The following is a 15,920-nucleotide window of genomic DNA, read 5'->3' as shown; positions in this document are numbered from 1 at the left end:
TCCTTTTTCGAGGATACCTTTGCCGGCCGGCCGGCTGCACTGTTCTTTCGCCGGCCCTTTCGCATGGACAATACTATTCCCGAAGTTATCCGCACCGTTCCGCTGCAGTACTACGTGTTTTTCGCCTCGGCCTTGTTTGCCATCGGTGTCACGGGCGTGCTGGTGCGGCGCAACGCCATCATCATTTTCATGTGCGTGGAGCTGATGCTCAACGCGGTGAACATCCTGCTCACGGCGTTCTCGGCCTACCGCGCCGACCCCAACGGCCAGATTTTCGTGTTCTTCATCATGGCCGTGGCCGCCGCCGAAGTCTCGGTGGGCCTGGGCATCATCGTCATGATTTACCGCAACTTCCAGACCACCGACGTCAACCTATTGAGCCGACTGAAGTGGTAGCCTAGCCGAGTGACTGCGTGAGGGAGTGACTGGGTGTTTACACCAGCTTGCTCTTGCACAAGGTTGCTCACTACTTACCACTTTCACTCAGTTACTCCGTCGCTCAGTCACTCCATTATGCAAGAAACTGTTCTCCCTGGCGCCAACGCCCCTTATTCTACGTTTCTCTACGTCCTGATTCCGCTGCTGCCCTTCCTGGGCTTCCTGCTGAACGGCCTGCTGAACCGCAAGCTGTCCGGCACCGTGGCCGGACTCATTGGCAGCGCCACCGTGCTGGGCTCCTTCCTGATTTCAGTGATGCTGTTCCTCAATTTCGAGTACCAGTACACCGTGCAGCTGTTCGACTGGATTTCGGTCGGCTCGCTGCAAATCCCCTTCAGCTACCAGATAGACCAGCTCAGCCTGATTATGCTGCTGCTGGTCACGGGCGTGGGCTTCCTGATTCACGTGTACAGCATCGGCTACATGCACCACGACGAGAACGTGGGCAAGTTCTTTAGCTTCCTGAACTTGTTCATCTTCAGCATGCTGCTGCTGGTGATGGGCGCCAATTTCGTTATCCTGTTCATCGGATGGGAAGGCGTAGGCTTGTGCTCCTACCTGCTCATCGGCTTCTGGAACAAGAACACCGCCTACAACAACGCCGCCAAGAAAGCCTTCATCATCAACCGCATCGGTGACCTGGGCTTCCTGCTGGGCATCTTCCTGATTTACCTCACCTTCAACTCGGTGCAGTACGCCGAGGTGTTCCAGAAGGCGAGCCTGGGCCAGTTTGGCACCTATGGCGTCGGCATTTGCACGGCCATCACGCTGCTGCTGTTTGTGGGTGCCATGGGCAAATCAGCTCAATTGCCGCTCTACACCTGGCTGCCCGACGCCATGGCCGGTCCCACGCCGGTTTCGGCCCTTATCCACGCCGCGACCATGGTGACGGCCGGCATCTACATGGTGCTGCGGGCCAACGTGCTGTTCACGCTCTCGCCCGATACGCTGCAGGTTGTCGCCATTGTGGGCGCGGCCACGGCCCTTTTTGCCGCCACCATCGGCCTGGCTCAGAACGACATCAAGAAGGTGCTGGCCTACTCCACGGTGTCGCAGTTGGGCTACATGTTCCTGGCTTTGGGCGTGATGGGCTACAGCACCTCGCTGTTTCACGTGCTCACCCACGCCTTTTTCAAGGCATTGATGTTCCTCGGCGCCGGCTCCGTGATTCACGCCATGAGCAACGAGCAGGACCTGCGCCGCATGGGCGGCCTGCGCAAGGCGCTGCCCATTACGTTTATCACGTTTCTCATCGGCTGCCTGGCCATTTCGGGCATCCCGCCGTTCTCGGGCTTTTTCTCGAAAGATGAAATATTGAGCCATGCCTACGAGCACAATAAGGTGCTTTGGGCCATGGGCTTGCTCACGGCTTTCCTCACGGCTTTCTACATGTTCCGCCTGTTGTTCCTGGCCTTTTTTGGCGAGTTCCGCGGCACCGCGGAGCAGAAACACCACCTGCACGAGTCGCCGGCTTCGATGACGCTGCCGCTCATCATTCTGGCTGTTCTGGCGGCCGTGGGCGGCTTCATGGGCGCTCCCATGTTCACGGGTGGGCGCCACTTCCTGGCCGAATACCTGGCCCCGATTTTCACGTACTCGCAGCGCATCCTGCCCGCTGCCTTCAACGCCGAGCCCGACCACAATACCGAGCTGATGCTCATGGGCTTGTCCGTTGCGGCTGGCTTGCTGGGCATCATCCTGGCGTATGTGTTCTACGTGGCCCGCGCCCAGCGCCCGGCCGAGGACGACGCCCAGCGCTCGGCTCCCGAGAGCCTGGTGTACCACAAGTACTACATCGACGAGCTGTACGACACGCTGTTCACCCGGCCCATCATGGCGCTGTCCAACGGCCTGTATAAGTTCGTGGAAAACGGCATCATCAACCCGGTTGTCGGCGTGTTTGGCCGCGCCGTGAATGGCGGCGGCACCCTGCTCCGCTACGTGCAAACCGGCGCCGTCGAAACCTATTTGATTCTAATGGTAATCGGCATTGTGCTGATTTTAGGCTTAAACTTCGGCCGTTTTTAAATCCTAAAGCAGGACTCTGATGAACCGGTGCTTATTGTTTTTAGGAGACATCGGAGGTGGGGAGCTCATGCTCCTAATGATAGTATTCCCCTTACTGTTCATCATTCACTTCATCCCTTCGTTCATCGCCCGGAAGCGGCCGGATTTTCTGCTCATTCTGCTCATCAATATCCTGGCGGGTTGGTCCATCATTGGCTGGCTCATTGCTCTTTATCTGGCCCTTAGAAAAGAGCCGCTCAGGGTACCAGTAACTTCGGTGGCGGATGAACTGACCAAGTTGAACGACTTGCGCAACCAGGGAATACTAACTCAACAGGAGTTCGAACGTCAGAAAGTCCTGCTGCTGAATGGAAGACATGCTTGAGCACTGATTGCTTTAATAGCTTTAGTAAAACAAAAAGCCACTTGTGAGAAACAAGTGGCTTTTCTTTGCTCGGTACCAATTGGGCTACCCGAACCGGGGGCAGTAAAGCGTAACCATAGATAGAGCTATTGCTTAAATATCAAATGAAATAGTATGGTTTATTAGGTGCCGGGAGCTTAGATATAGCAACTTTTTTGAATGAATGGGGTATAGCAGAACATTCGCCACGGGCTGCAAAGCTGGTGACGGACATACGCCCTCTTTCACACCCCATTTTTATGCACCTAAAACCTCAACTCCTGCGCGGCCTCGCGCTGGGTGCGGCGATGCTTGGCTTGGCGGCCCCGCATGCCGAAGCCCAGACTGCCGATAAAAAAACGGCCATTAGCCTCACCGGCAATGCCTACGAATACAAAGGCAACTACGGCTCCAACTTCTGGGACTGGACCAGCAACAACTACGGCCCGGGCTTTAACCTCAACCGCTACCTGTCGCCGGGCGTGGACCTGGGCCTGCACCTGGGCTACGTGGAGCTGAAAGGCAGCCAGCCCGGGTTCCCGCGCAACTTCTTTAACACCAACCTGGCCACGGGCAACCTGGCCCTGAAGCTGAAGCTCAACAACGGCAAGATTCTGAAAGAAGACGCCGTTATTCAGCCCTATCTGCTGGTGGCTCCGGGCCTGACTTACCTCAGCCGGGAAGGCACCATTCGCGGCAATAATGTCGAAGGCAACAACATGTTGTTCGACATCTTTGGCGCGGCCGGCCTCAACTTCCGCCTGAGCGAAGGCGTGGGCCTGTTCATCCAGACCGGGCAGCACATTCCCCTCGGAGCCAACATCGACGGCGAGCCCAACCGCGACGAAGACTCCTTCGACGACCGCTACCTGCAGCACACCGCGGGCCTGACCTTCGCCTTCGGCCAAATGAAGGACGAAGACAAGGACGGCGTATCCGACAAAAAAGACAAGTGCCCCGGCACGCCGGCTGGCGTGGCCGTGGACCCCAACGGTTGCCCGCTCGATAAAGACGGCGACGGCGTACCCGACTACCAGGACAAGTGCCCCGACGAGAAAGGCCTGGCCGCGCTGGAAGGCTGCCCCGACCGCGACGGGGATGGCGTGCGTGACGCCGACGACAAGTGCCCCGACACCCCCGGCAAAGCCGAACTCGGTGGCTGCCCTGATGCCGACAACGACGGCGTAATCGACCAGAACGACAAGTGCCCCGATACCCCGGCTGGTGTGAAAGTAGACGCCAACGGCTGCCCGCTTGATACCGACGGCGACGGCGTGCCCGACTACCAGGACCGTTGCCCCGACCGTGCCGGTCCCGCCTCGAACAAAGGCTGCCCCGAAATGAAGGCCGAAGCCAAAAAGGTGCTCAACGAAGCCACCAAGTACATCAACTTCGAGTTCAACAAGGCCCGTCTGTTGCCTAGCTCGTACCCCAAGTTGCAGGAACTGGTGAAAATCATGAACGAGTACCCCGACTACAGCTTGAGCATTGCCGGCCACACCGACAACGTGGGTGCCGACGCTTACAACCTGCGCCTCTCGTACGACCGTGCCGCCTCGGCCCGTACCTACATGCTCAGCCAGGGTGTACCCGCCGAGCGCATTCAGTCGCGTGGCTACGGCGAAACCAAGCCGATTGCTCCTAACACGACCAAAGCCGGCCAGGCCAAGAACCGTCGCGTCGACTTTGACCCCTTCCTGACCGGCGACCCGAACCCGGCCGAGACCAAGTACGGCGCCGCGCCTACCATCTCGGAACTGCAGAAAACCCCTGCTGGTGTTCCCTCGGTGAAGAAGAAAGCCCCGGCTAAAAAGGCTCCGGCCAAAAAGGCCCCTGTGAAGCGCAAGTAACCCGAAGCGCTAAGTAAGAAAAAGGCCCGCTCGATGAGAGCGGGCCTTTTTTGCGTTTAAGCTGGTGCGATTCATCCCAGCAAGTCATGCAGAGCAAGGCGAAGCATCATTACCTCACTACTATTCCTAACCGCCTGTCATGCTGAGCCTGCGAAGCATCTTATCAGGCCAGCACGAGTCGTTGAGCCGTGGGAAGATGCTTCGTGCCTCAGCATGACAAGTGGAGCAGGTAAGCTATTGCCTCAAGCTGCTGGTATCTGATGCTGGCTGGGTTTGCCCAGTTCCTTACACCATCGCCAGCATTTGCCGGGCGTTGCCAATGGCTGAGGCATCGATGTCGTTATTGAAATAAACGTAGGCTTCCTGCACGGCATCAGATGCTTTTATTTCGTCTGCCACGCGGCCCAGAAAGCCTTCATCGTAAGGCGAGCGGTAGAGGTCGGGCACGCCGTGGAAACGGTAGTAGAGCACGGGCGTAGTGGCCACCACGGCATCGGGTAGCTGGGGGTGGCTCTGGCCGCAGAAAATCACCTGGCGCTGGCTCAACTCGTCGTACACTTCCGGCCGCCACCAGGCGGGATGCCGGAATTCGAGCACGTTTAGAAAAGCAGGGTCGAGGCAGTCGAGGATGCGGGCCAGCCGGTCGGGGTCGTAGGCCATGCGCGGCGGCAGCTGAAACAGGATGGGCCCCAGCTTCTCGAGCAGCCCCCGCGCCGTGGTGTCGTAGAAGTCGCCCAGCAGCTGCTGCACGTTGTGGAACTGCTTGTAGTGCGTGATGGTGGGGCGCTTTCACCGCAAACCGAAAGTCTGGCGGACTCTGCCGGTACCAGTTTTCCAGAAACGACAGCTGCGGAAAGCGGTAGAACGTCACGTTCAGCTCCAGCGTGCGGAAGTGCTGGCTGTAGTAGTCAAACCACAGCCGCATGGGCATTTTTCGGGATAGAACGCCCCGCGCCAGTGGCGGTAGTGGTAGCCCGAGCAGCCTATGTGGAATTGTGCCATGTTATTCCCGAACGGAGGAAATAAGAACCTACGTTGACGCGGGCATCGAAAGCAGCATCTGCATCTGCCGTGCGTTTTCCACGCCCACCGCGGCTATGCCGTTATTGAAATACAGGTACACCTGCTTCACGTGTTTGGCCGCCGTGATTTCATCGGCAATGTGCGCCAGGAATTCGGGGCTGTAGGGCGACTTGTACAGCTCGGGTACGCCGTGAAAGCGGTAGTACACCACATCGGTATTAGCCACTACTTCGTCGGGCGGCTCGAGGGGCGGCGGGTAGCTCTGGCCCACGAAGGTGATGCGGTGTTTGGTGAGTTCGCGCTGCACCTCGGCATCCCACCTGGGGTGGCGGAATTCGACGACGTTTTGGTAGGCAGGGTCGAGGCTGCCGAGCAGGCGTTCCATCAGCTCCTCGGTGTAGGCGGCTTTGGGCGGCAGCTGAAACAGTACGGGTCCCAGCTTCTCTTTTAGGCCTTCGGATACGGTGGCGTAGAAACTGGCCAGGATGGGCTGGGCTTCGGCGTTGAATTTTTTGTAGTGCGTGACCTGCCGCGGGGCCTTCACCGCAAATCGGAAATCGGCCGGGCTTTGGGAATACCAGGTTTCAAATGCTTTTAGCTCCGGCATGCGGTAGAACGTCACGTTCAGTTCCAGTGTATTGAACTGGGTGCAGTAGTATTCAAACCACTTGCGGGGCGGCAGCCCTTCGGGGTAGAAGATGCCTTTCCAGTCGCGAAAGGAAAAGCCGGAGCAACCGATGTAGTAGGTGGGCTTGGGCATGAAAGCAGAAGTAGATGCGGCTGCCGTTTACGCAGGATTGGGCCGCGTGGGCGGCGTCTGTGCGGGCAACCAACCGCTTTTTCAGGGTAGCGCCGCTGCAACGCCACTTGCGAAGCAGTGTCTGTGCTTCCATTAGCCGTTTGCGACGGCACCTGGCCCGGCCCTGCAACGGTGCCTGAAAATTGTACCTGCTTCCTCTTCAATCAGTGCTACCTTTCGGACTCAGCACGTTGCCGCTCTGTTTTTATTTTCATCCCCGCGTATGAAGAAACTGCTTCTCTCCGCCACCCTGCTGCTTGCCACCGTTGCGGTGAGCCAGGCCCAGGAATTCCAGTACCAGACCCCGCCCAAGGCCATTCAGGACCTGCTGCTGGCGCCGCCTACGCCGCGCGTGTCGCTGTCGTCGGACGGCCGCACCATGGCCCTGCTGCAGGTGCAGGACTTCCCCACCGTGGCCGAGCTGGCTCAACCTGAGCTGCGCCTGGCCGGCCTGCGCATGAACCCCCGCACCAACGGGCAGAGCCGCGTGAGCTACGCCGTGGGTATCAAGCTTAAGACCTTGCCCAGCGGCGCCGAAATCGACGTGAAAGGCCTTCCGGCCCAGGCCCGCATCAGCAGCGTGAGCTGGTCGCCTGACAACAAAACCATGGCCTTTGCCCTCACCACGCCCGGCTCCGGTACCGACGGCCGCGTGGAACTGTGGGTGGCCGACGTGGCCGGCGCCACCGCCCGCCGCCTGCTGGCCACGCCCCTCAACGACGCCTTTGGTAATTCCTTTGACTGGGTGTCGGATAGCAAGACCATTCTGGCCTGCACCGTGCCGGCGGGCCGGGGCGCCGCTCCCGCCGCCGATGCCGCACCCACCGGCCCGGCCGTGCAGGAAAGCGGCGGCGGCAAAAACCGCAGCTCCCACCTACCAGGACTTGCTGAAAAGCCCCACTGATGAGCGCCTGTTCGACTACTACGCCACCTCGCAGGCTGGTGAAGGTGAGCCTGGCCGACGGCGCAGCCCAACCCCTGGGCCAGCCCGGCGTGATTCAAACCGCGTCGCCCTCGCCCGATGGCAAGTACGTGCTGGTACGCACCCGCCACCGGCCGTATGCCTATACGCTGCCCATCAGCCGGTTTCCGCAGCGCATCGACGTGCTGGACCTGGCCAGCGGCGCCCCGGTGAAGACCGTGGCCGACCTGCCCCTGGCCGACGCCGTGCCCATCGGCAATGATGCCGCGGCTACCGGCCCGCGCGGCCACGCGTGGCGCGCCGATGTGCCCGCCACCATCTACTACGTCGAAGCCCAGGACGGCGGCAACCCCAAAGCGAAAGCCGACATCCGCGACAAGCTGTTCACCATCGAGGCGCCGTTTACGGGGGCACCCCAGGAGCTGGCGGCCCTGCCGCTGCGCTTTGGCGGCCTGAGCTGGGGCAACGGCCAACTGGCCCTGGTGGATGGCTACCGTTGGGCCGACCGCCACCAGACCACCTGGCAGCTGAACCCCAGCAAGCCGGCCGCCCCGCTCACCGTGCTGTTCGATGGCTCGTCGGAGGATAAGTACAAGGACCCCGGCACGCCCTATGAGCACCGCAATGCCCAGGGCAAATACGTGCTGCTAACCGGTGGCGCCAAGGGCCAGAGCATTTACCTGCTGGGCAACGGTGCCTCGCCCGAAGGCGACCGGCCTTTTGTGGACGAGATGGACTTAATCAGCAAGAAAACCACCCGCTGGTGGCGCTCGCAAGCGCCCGTGTACGAAGTTCCGGTGGCCATCATCGACGCCAGCGGCAAGAAGCGCCAGCTGCTCACCCGCCGCGAGTCGCCCACCCAATCGCCGAACTACTACCTGCGCGACGCCACCAAGAAAGACAAGCTCACGGCCGTTACCAAATTCCCGAACCCCTACGCAGCGTTCGGCGGCAGCTTCAAGAAGCAGGTGCTCAAGTACAAGCGAGCCGACGGCGTGGAGCTCACCGCCAACCTTTACCTGCCCCCGAACTACAAGAAGAGCGACGGCCCCTTGCCTACGTTTATGTCGGCTTACCCCTTGGAATTCAAGGATAAAAGCACGGCCGGGCAAGTGACTGGCTCCCCCTACACCTTTACGCGGATAGGTGGCGGCTCGCCGGTGTTTTGGGTCACCCAGGGCTACGCCGTACTCGAAAATGTCAGCGTTCCGATTGTAGGAGAGGGCACCAAAGACCCCAACGATACCTACATCGAGCAGGCGGTGAGCAGCGCCAAAGCGGCCATCGACGAAGGCGCCCGTATGGGCGTGGTCGACCCGGCCCGCGTGGGCGTGATGGGCCACAGCTACGGCGCCTTCATGACGGCCAACCTGCTGACTCACTCCAACTTGTTCAAGGCCGGCATTGCCCGCAGCGGTGCCTACAACCGCACCCTCACGCCCTACGGCTTCCAGGGCGAAGAGCGCAACTACTGGGAGGCGCCGGAAGTGTACAACGCCATGTCGCCTTTCAACTACGCCAATAAAATCAAGACGCCCATTCTGCTCATTCACGGCGAGGCCGACAACAACACCGGCACCTACCCCATTCAGAGCGAGCGGTATTACGCCGCCCTGAAGGGCCAGGGCGCTACTGCCCGCTACGTAGTGCTGCCCGCCGAAGCCCACGGCTACGCCGCCCGCGAAAACCTGCTCCACGTGCTGTGGGAAACGAATGCGTGGCTGGAGAAGTACGTGAAGGCGCCCGCGCCCCAGCCGGCGAACTAAGCCGAGCGACGTTCGTGGTTGATTGTATTTTTTAGCTCAATTTGTTGAAAGGCCCGGTACTACTTGCTGTAGGCCGGGCTTTTTGAATAGTTGAGCTAATTGCTGGGCTTATTATGATAGAAATTCGACCGTGGCTGTTGCAGAACTCGCCAACGGCAAGTTTTAAGCGGGCTGACGAAGGCGGGTACGGCGAAAGAGGCGCAGCCGTACGCTTTCTAGAGCACCCGAGGTAGGGCTAACGGGGCAATGGATGCACCTGGAAGACTTCTGCAACAGCCACGACCGTTTTCTTGAACTTCTCCTAACGCTTAGTCGCCACTTCGCATTGGGCAGCGCGCACGTTTACCTTTGACGGGCTTTCGTAAACCCGAGATTTTAGGATTCGCCCACTCAATTTGAATTCGTGACGTTAACGGCGTGGATACTGGTGGGGCTGTGCGCCGGATTTACCGCCGCGAGTTGGGTCGCATACCGCCGTGCCCACGTCCACGGGGCCGTGGCGTTGCTGATGGGCGCCGCGGGCAGTGTGCGGCTCCTGCTCATCGGCCGCGACCCCTTCCTGCACCCGTGGGACGAGCAATTTCATGCCTTGGTCGCCAAAAATCTGCTGGCCGATTGGTGGCGTCCCGTGCTGCGCGCTACCCCCGTGTTGCCCTACGATTACCGGGCGTGGGGCAGCAACCACGTGTGGCTGCACAAGCAGCCCTTGTTTCTGTGGCAAACGGCGCTGTCCCTGAAGGCCCTGGGCGTGAACGCCGCCGCCGTGCGCCTGCCCAGTGCCCTGCTGGGGACGCTCTTCGTGTGGCCGGTGTACCGGCTGGGCCGGTTGGCCGCTTCCCCGGCGGTGGGCTACCACCTGGCGGTGCTCTTCGCTTTTGCCTACTACCGCCTGGAACTCACCACGGGCTGGCAAAGCGTCGACCACGCTGACGTGGCCTTTGGGGCCTACGTCGGCGCCAGCCTGTGGGCGTATGCCGAACAACGGCGCGGCGGGGCACGGGCGGACGTGTGGGCGGCGGCCGTCGGCATGTTTGCGGGCGCGGCGCTGCTGTGCAAGTGGCTGCCGGGGCTGGTGGTGTACGCCGTGTGGGCGGGGGACGTGCTGCTCACCCCGGCGCGCCACCACCGGGCAGAGGTCCGGCGCGGGCTGGGCGCGCTGGGCCTGACCGCGCTCCTCGCCCTGCCGTGGCACGTGTACACGCACCGCCGGTTTCCCTTGGAAAGCGCCTTCGAGTCCCGGTACGCCGCCCAGCATTTCGCCCGCGTGTTGGAAGGGCACGGCGAACCGTGGCACTTTTACGTCGGGCACAACCTCTGGTACCAGTATCAGTGGGTGGTGGTCCTCGTCGGGGTGGGCCTGGTCGCGGTGTACCGAAGGCGCGCTCCGGACGGGCGATTGCGCCCGCTGCTCTGGAGCGGGGTGCTGGTGTTTGGCTTTTTCAGCGCGGCGGCCACCAAGATGCCCTCGTACACCTACGTGGCCGCCTCGTGCGTGCTCTTCCTGGCTGCGGCGGCGTGGGCCGAGGGCGTGGCGTGGCTGCGCCGCACCACCGGGCGGGCCGCGCTGCTGCTCGAAGGGGTGGCCTTGCTCGTCGTGGTGGGCGTGGACCTGCGGCCGACCGCGTTGCTCCGGCACCACACCCGGCGCTTTGCCGCGCCCGCCGCCCAAGCCGAGCGGGAAATCAAGCTGAAATGGGCCGCGGCCTACCGCCGCTTGGACGACGAGGTGCCCATGGGGCACGTGGTGGTGAATGCCCCGGGCGGTACCGAAATGGAGGCCATGTTTTTTTCGCACCGCGTTGTGTATGCCGGGTGGCCCAGCGAAGCAGAATACCGCGCCCTGCGCCAGCAGGGCTTACCGCTCGCCGCCTTTGCTCCCCGAGAGGTCCCACGGCCTGCCTACTTACGCGACGCGGACATTCGGATAATTCCGGACCCCATCAACGGATACGAAGCAGACAGCCACTGGTAAAACAACCACTTCGGCTGCGAAACCGCTTCGGCCGCGATTTCGACCGTTTCGCTGAACGACCAGAGGTCTTTCGCCAACTTGCGGCCGCAATTTGTTCCGCGCTCCCCCGCAATGCTTCCTCTCAGAAAGTCGGTGTACCTATTTCCGCTCATAGGCGCGGCGGGTATTTTATGGTATCTATTCCGAACCGAATACACTTTTACCGTCTACAAGGTACCGGGGTGTGAAGGGGAAATTACCCTAGTAATGCGCTCTGCTGTATTTGATAGGAGTGCCGCATTTGTTCCCGGCAATTATCACACGGAGGAAATCCCTACGCAGGATTGCTTCCTCTTACCCCAGATGAACGGCTTCGACGCGGTTTATGAATGTGTGGCGACGTGTGAAAACGGCGGCATCATCATTAATTATAAATACGCGCCACCACAGCCTCGTATTTCGGGCCACACAATGGCGAGAAAAGTAAACAATGAAACGTTTTACAACCTGAGGAAGTCCGAAGCCAATACCGTGATACTAGTGGAATAGACTTAGTAAGGGAGCTATTACCCGCCCTTGCTGGAACCACCGTTTCACTGAGCACCGCAACGGTACTTTCACGACCACTAACAACGCCGGATGCATTTCTTTGATTACATCTTTTATTGCCACTATCTGCTCTTCGGCTGGCTGAGGAGAGACGACTTCCCCGAAGTGAAGGCCGTGGTTATCATGGGCAGTAGCAACTTTTGCTTCTTGCTCACGCTGCTCTTCGCCTCGGGCTACTTTTTTCGCCTCATTCCCAATCCAGCGGTTGCGGCAGGGGGATGCGCCCTCCTGCTACTCGGGTACTACTATTATTTTATCCGCCAAGAACGCTATGTATCTATCGTGAAACGGTTTGCCACCTCCCGGAGCCGTCAACAAGTCCGAGACCGAACGTTTGCTGTGGTATGGGCCCTGCTCAACTACTTTGCCATTATCCTCTACGTCTGGCTTCGCTATGATTAACCGCTCCTTTTCTTAAACCGCAGGCTACTACTCAGTAATTGAGCTGCTGAAGTGACTACCAGCTCAGTTTGAGTTCAAAAAACTGGTTCACGAAATCAACGTTCAGAAAACGCATTCGGAGATGAGTTTCGTGAACTGCATTATAACCCTTCATGATTGACAAAATTGCCTGGCTGCACCTGCACGACGGCCGCTGCTGAGTACCCGCAGCCGCGGCAAAGACCGGTACTACATCCCCGGCGGCAAGCGCGAGGCCGGCGAAACCGACCAGCAAACTTTGCTGCGCGAAATCAGGGAGGAACTGACCGTGGCCCTTGACTCGGACAGCCTGGAGTACGCCGGCACCTTTGAGGCCCCCGCCCACGGGCACCCCGATGGTGTGCTGGTGCGCATGACCTGCTACCGCGCCCGCTACACCGGAACCCTGCAGCCCGCCGCCGAAATCGAAGAGGTAGTATGGCTCAACTACCGGCATCGTCCCGAAGTATCGGCCGTAGACCAGCTGATTTTTGATTGGCTGCGCGGGCAGGGGCTTTTGGCTGATTAGCTGCTACCGTTGGGCTGGTCCCGGCAACCCAATTCGTTGGATAGAAGTACTAACTTCTGTTACTGGCCTGCTTATGAGGCCAGCAACGCCGCTTCGCTATACCCACCCCGAATGTTGAATAAACCCACTTTGCTGCTGGCTGGCCTTGGGCTGCTGGGGGCCTGCAGCGGCCCGAGTAAACAAGAAAAACAGGAGGCGGCCGCCACCACACCAGCCCAACGGTTGGCTACGCCCGCCGCCCTCGCCGTCGATTTGCCGGCGCCCTACAGCAGCAAGTCGGTGTCGAACCGGGTCAACATTGTGCCGTGGCCGGTGGGCAAAACGCCCACGGCGCCGGCCGGCTTCGCGGTGGCCGGGTACGCAGGCCAGCTGCAAAGCCCCCGCTGGATTTATGTGGCGCCCAACGGCGATGTGCTGGTGGCCGAGTCGAGCACGGTGCCGGCCTCGACGCCGCTAAAAATTGCGGCCAAACTGAAGCTGGACAAGTCCCGGTCGTTGCGGCCCAGCAGCGCCAACCGCATCACCCTGTTTCGCGACACCAACCAGGACGGCCGCCCCGACGTGCGCACCACCTTTCTGGCCAACCTCAACCAGCCGCTGGGCATGCTGGTGCTGGGCAATTACTTCTACGTAGCTAATACCGACGGCGTACTGCGCTTTCCGTACCAGGCGGGTGCTACCACCATCACGGGCCCAGGCCAGCAGATTCTTAAGCTGCCCAAGGGCGGCTACAACAACCACTGGACCCGCAACCTGCTGGCCAGCCCCGACGGCAGCAAGATTTACGTGACGGTGGGCTCGGCCAGCAACGTGATGGAGCACGGCGCGGCCGAGGAAGCGCGCCGGGCCAACATCCTGCAAATCAATCCCGACGGTAGCGGTGAGAAAATCTACGCCAGCGGCCTGCGCAACCCCGTGGGCCTGGGCTGGGCTCCCGGCACCACCACGCTCTGGACCGCCGTGAACGAGCGCGACGAACTCGGCGACGAGCCTGGTGCCCGACTACCTCACCAGCGTGCGCGAAGGCGGTTTCTACGGCTGGCCCTACGCCTACTTCGGCCCCAACGCCGACCCCCGGCGTAAAGGCGAGCGGCCCGATTTAGTAAAGAAAACCCTCGTGCCCGAGGTGCCGCTGGGGGCGCACACGGCCTCGCTGGGACTGGCGTTTTATGACAAAAAGCCTTTCCCGCCAGGTACCACGGCGGCGCCTTCATCGGCCAGCACGGCTCCTGGAACCGCTCGCAATTCTCCGGCTACAAAGTGGTATTCGTGCCCTTTGCCGATGGCAAGCCCAGCGGCCCGCCCGAGGATTTTCTGACCGGCTTTCTGGTCGGGGGCGATTCTGGGGATGCCTACGGCCGGCCCGTGGGCGTGGCCACCCTGCCCGACGGCTCCCTGCTGGTGGCCGACGATGCCGCCGATAGAATCTGGCGGGTGAGCGCAGCTCAATAACAGCTCAACTACTGCTGGTAGTAGCGCTTGGGCGTCTTGGTAATGCCCCAGTACTGCAGCATCTGGCCGTTGAGTTCGGACTTGCGGTAGTCGGTGAGGGGTTGCCAGTCCATCATGGTGCAGGTGGCGGGCAGCCGCACAATGGGCGCGGGCGACTGCGCCAGCGTGGTAAACAAAGCCCGCTCGCAGGCATTGGACTTGTTGGGCTGGAACTGGTCGGCCAGGGTAAACACCGCCAGGAATGCCGCTACCGCCGTCGCGTACTGCCACCGCGAAGGCTTGGGCAGGTGCGTAAGCAGGTAAAACGCCGACAGGGCGAACGCTGCTATCATGCCGATGGTGATGGGTAGGATGGTGTCGCGCCGCACGATGAACTCGCGGTACGAGCGGTACCCGCCCAGGGGCAGCAGCAAAAGGTAAATCAGGGCAAACAGCGCCAGGAGCTTGAGCACGGCCAGGGTGTGGGTGCCCAATGGCGTGCGCTGTTGCCGGCCCAGCAAGAAGGCATTGACCAACAGCATGGCCAGCAGCAGCGGCAAGCCCACGCCGGTCAGGGGCTCATCGGTCAGGAACTGGGAGGTGAACTGGTAGTAGACGCCCAGCGGCAGCCGCGCGTAGCGTTGGGCCAGGGGCAGGTTGGTCCACAGGTTCTCCGAGTTGTTCAGCCCAATAAACAGGGAATACAAACTCAGCGCACTGAGCAGCCCGAACAGGATGAGCACGGGACGAGGAATGTCGCCCAGGGCCCGGCTGGCCCGGAGCAGCCACGGCTGGCCGGAGCGTGCGGCAAAGCGCCGGTACCAGCCCACCAGCAGCACGGCGGGGCACACCACCAGGGCCGTGCCCGGAATGGTGGGGCTGCTGAAAGACACTATTAACGCCAGCCCAACGAGCCCGGCGTAGCCCCACCACGACACCCGCAACGGCGTGCCGTGCACCGCCGCCCGAAAAAACGGCAGAAAAAACAGCAGCAGCAGCGCCAGGGGCAGCGCGTAAAACGCCGTGTAGGTTATCGACCAATCCACCACGCCCATCTGGTAGTTGAAGCCCGAGGTTTGAAGCAGGGGCGAGACCAGCACCGCCGCCAGCAGGAAGTGTTCGTGCAGCACGTGGGTGCGGTTGCTCACGGCCACGGCCAGTGCGTACACTATCAGGGCGTGGGCGGTGATTTTTACCAGGGCGCAGGCCGCGTACAGGCTATCGAGCGGGCTCAGCAGGTGCTGCAGCCACAGCGGTACGTGCCGGAAGTACTCAAACAGAAAGAAGTGCGCGAAAAAGCGGTTGGGTGCCGGGTACCGGTCGTTGTGCAGCAGCACCCGCAAGCCAAACGGGTCGCGCAGCACGTGGCTAAACCCCTCGCTGGGCCACACCACGGGCGCGAGGTCGCCGTCGAGCGCAAACTGCATGTAGTGCCAGAACGAATAGCCGAAATCGAATAGCAGGAACAGGAGCAGCAGGTAATGCCAGTGTCGCTTCAGCACGCAGAAGGGGGCTTGGGTAGGAGGGAAGCAGGCCGGCCGCTCCCGGTTTTCGGGGTGAAATTACGCTGCCATAAGCTGGCTGCTGGCCCGGTGTGGCCGCCCCGCTATCTTTCTGGCTCCTTGGGCCGGTGTGGCTTTACGCTCGCGCTGCGGGTCGCATCGCCGGCGCTCCGTACCTTGCCACCGCCAATCGGCTGCGGAACAACGGCTTGGAAAGTCGGGTTGTCGGTTGCTAGATTGCCGGGGCGCGTTCGACTCCGGTTTTGCGCC

Annotated in this window: 12 protein-coding genes and 2 pseudogenes; 11 read left to right on the top strand and 3 right to left on the bottom strand. The window is 61.0% G+C overall.

Annotation, left to right across the window (positions count from 1 at the left end):
- The first annotated feature begins 63 nt into the window (after window positions 1–63).
- From nuoK to ACFQT0_RS25545, 4 genes are all read left to right on the top strand, one after another.
- Window positions 64–396, top strand: coding sequence for an NADH-quinone oxidoreductase subunit NuoK (nuoK, locus tag ACFQT0_RS25560; RefSeq protein ID WP_380205805.1), 333 nt, complete (start codon window positions 64–66; stop codon window positions 394–396).
- Window positions 397–513: 117 nt separating this feature from the next.
- Window positions 514–2,466, top strand: a complete 1,953-nt coding sequence (gene nuoL / locus ACFQT0_RS25555) for an NADH-quinone oxidoreductase subunit L (RefSeq protein ID WP_380205804.1) — start codon at window positions 514–516, stop codon at window positions 2,464–2,466.
- 76 nt (window positions 2,467–2,542) lie between these two features.
- Complete coding sequence (locus tag ACFQT0_RS25550; protein ID WP_380205803.1) at window positions 2,543–2,830, top strand: superinfection immunity protein; 288 nt, start codon at window positions 2,543–2,545, stop codon at window positions 2,828–2,830.
- A gap of 278 nt (window positions 2,831–3,108) precedes the next feature.
- Window positions 3,109–4,698: an OmpA family protein gene (locus ACFQT0_RS25545; protein WP_380205802.1), complete on the top strand. Its 1,590-nt coding sequence runs from the start codon at window positions 3,109–3,111 to the stop codon at window positions 4,696–4,698.
- A gap of 285 nt (window positions 4,699–4,983) precedes the next feature.
- Here ACFQT0_RS25545 and ACFQT0_RS25540 read toward each other — a convergent pair.
- Both ACFQT0_RS25540 and ACFQT0_RS25535 read right to left on the bottom strand, forming a co-directional pair.
- Window positions 4,984–5,623: pseudogene (locus tag ACFQT0_RS25540) on the bottom strand (DUF72 domain-containing protein).
- A gap of 105 nt (window positions 5,624–5,728) precedes the next feature.
- Entirely contained in the window at window positions 5,729–6,481 is a 753-nt protein-coding gene (locus tag ACFQT0_RS25535) for a DUF72 domain-containing protein (protein WP_380205801.1), read from the bottom strand.
- A gap of 262 nt (window positions 6,482–6,743) precedes the next feature.
- On the opposite strand from ACFQT0_RS25535, the gene ACFQT0_RS25530 reads away from it, so the two are divergent.
- The 7 genes and pseudogenes from ACFQT0_RS25530 to ACFQT0_RS25500 all read left to right on the top strand — a co-directional run bounded on the left by ACFQT0_RS25530 (window position 6,744) and on the right by ACFQT0_RS25500 (window position 14,169).
- Window positions 6,744–7,424 (top strand): TolB family protein, encoded by a 681-nt coding sequence (locus tag ACFQT0_RS25530; RefSeq protein ID WP_380205800.1) that lies wholly within the window; start codon window positions 6,744–6,746, stop codon window positions 7,422–7,424.
- Window positions 7,424–9,208, top strand: a complete 1,785-nt coding sequence (locus ACFQT0_RS25525) for an alpha/beta hydrolase family protein (RefSeq protein WP_380205799.1) — start codon at window positions 7,424–7,426, stop codon at window positions 9,206–9,208. The genes ACFQT0_RS25530 and ACFQT0_RS25525 overlap by 1 nt, the downstream gene beginning before the upstream one ends.
- Before the next feature lie 403 nt (window positions 9,209–9,611).
- Window positions 9,612–11,180 carry an ArnT family glycosyltransferase gene (locus ACFQT0_RS25520; protein WP_380205798.1) on the top strand — a complete coding sequence of 523 codons (1,569 nt, stop codon included), beginning with the start codon at window positions 9,612–9,614 and terminating at the stop codon, window positions 11,178–11,180.
- Window positions 11,181–11,312: 132 nt separating this feature from the next.
- Window positions 11,313–11,708 carry a hypothetical protein gene (locus tag ACFQT0_RS25515; protein WP_380205797.1) on the top strand — a complete coding sequence of 132 codons (396 nt, stop codon included), beginning with the start codon at window positions 11,313–11,315 and terminating at the stop codon, window positions 11,706–11,708.
- A 90-nt stretch (window positions 11,709–11,798) separates the two neighbouring features.
- The gene (locus ACFQT0_RS25510) at window positions 11,799–12,170 is read left to right on the top strand and encodes a hypothetical protein (RefSeq protein ID WP_380205796.1); all 372 of its coding nucleotides are present in this window, start codon (window positions 11,799–11,801) and stop codon (window positions 12,168–12,170) included.
- 169 nt (window positions 12,171–12,339) lie between these two features.
- Window positions 12,340–12,717: an NUDIX hydrolase gene (locus ACFQT0_RS25505; protein WP_380206137.1), complete on the top strand. Its 378-nt coding sequence runs from the start codon at window positions 12,340–12,342 to the stop codon at window positions 12,715–12,717.
- Between the two features lie 111 nt (window positions 12,718–12,828).
- Window positions 12,829–14,169: pseudogene (locus tag ACFQT0_RS25500) on the top strand (PQQ-dependent sugar dehydrogenase).
- Between the two features lie 8 nt (window positions 14,170–14,177).
- Here the strand turns inward: ACFQT0_RS25500 and ACFQT0_RS25495 are convergent.
- Window positions 14,178–15,650, bottom strand: a complete 1,473-nt coding sequence (locus tag ACFQT0_RS25495) for a hypothetical protein (protein ID WP_380205795.1) — start codon at window positions 15,648–15,650, stop codon at window positions 14,178–14,180.
- Between the last annotated feature and the right edge of the window lie 270 nt (window positions 15,651–15,920).

Source organism: Hymenobacter humi, from assembly GCF_042665855.1.
Lineage (GTDB): Bacteria > Bacteroidota > Bacteroidia > Cytophagales > Hymenobacteraceae > Hymenobacter > Hymenobacter humi.
Note: the sequence above shows the minus strand (reverse complement) of the source record. Positions and strands in the feature narration are given on the sequence as shown.

Excerpts from the sequence above, each read along its gene's own strand:
- ACFQT0_RS25535 (WP_380205801.1), bottom strand. The coding sequence starts at position 6,481 with ATGCCCAAGCCCACCTACTACATCGGTTGCTCCGGCTTTTCCTTTCGC.
- nuoL (WP_380205804.1), top strand. The coding sequence starts at position 514 with ATGCAAGAAACTGTTCTCCCTGGCGCCAACGCCCCTTATTCTACGTTT.
- ACFQT0_RS25510 (WP_380205796.1), top strand. The coding sequence starts at position 11,799 with ATGCATTTCTTTGATTACATCTTTTATTGCCACTATCTGCTCTTCGGC.
- nuoK (WP_380205805.1), top strand. The coding sequence starts at position 64 with ATGGACAATACTATTCCCGAAGTTATCCGCACCGTTCCGCTGCAGTAC.
- ACFQT0_RS25550 (WP_380205803.1), top strand. The coding sequence starts at position 2,543 with ATGATAGTATTCCCCTTACTGTTCATCATTCACTTCATCCCTTCGTTC.
- ACFQT0_RS25530 (WP_380205800.1), top strand. The coding sequence starts at position 6,744 with ATGAAGAAACTGCTTCTCTCCGCCACCCTGCTGCTTGCCACCGTTGCG.
- ACFQT0_RS25525 (WP_380205799.1), top strand. The coding sequence starts at position 7,424 with ATGAGCGCCTGTTCGACTACTACGCCACCTCGCAGGCTGGTGAAGGTG.
- ACFQT0_RS25545 (WP_380205802.1), top strand. The coding sequence starts at position 3,109 with ATGCACCTAAAACCTCAACTCCTGCGCGGCCTCGCGCTGGGTGCGGCG.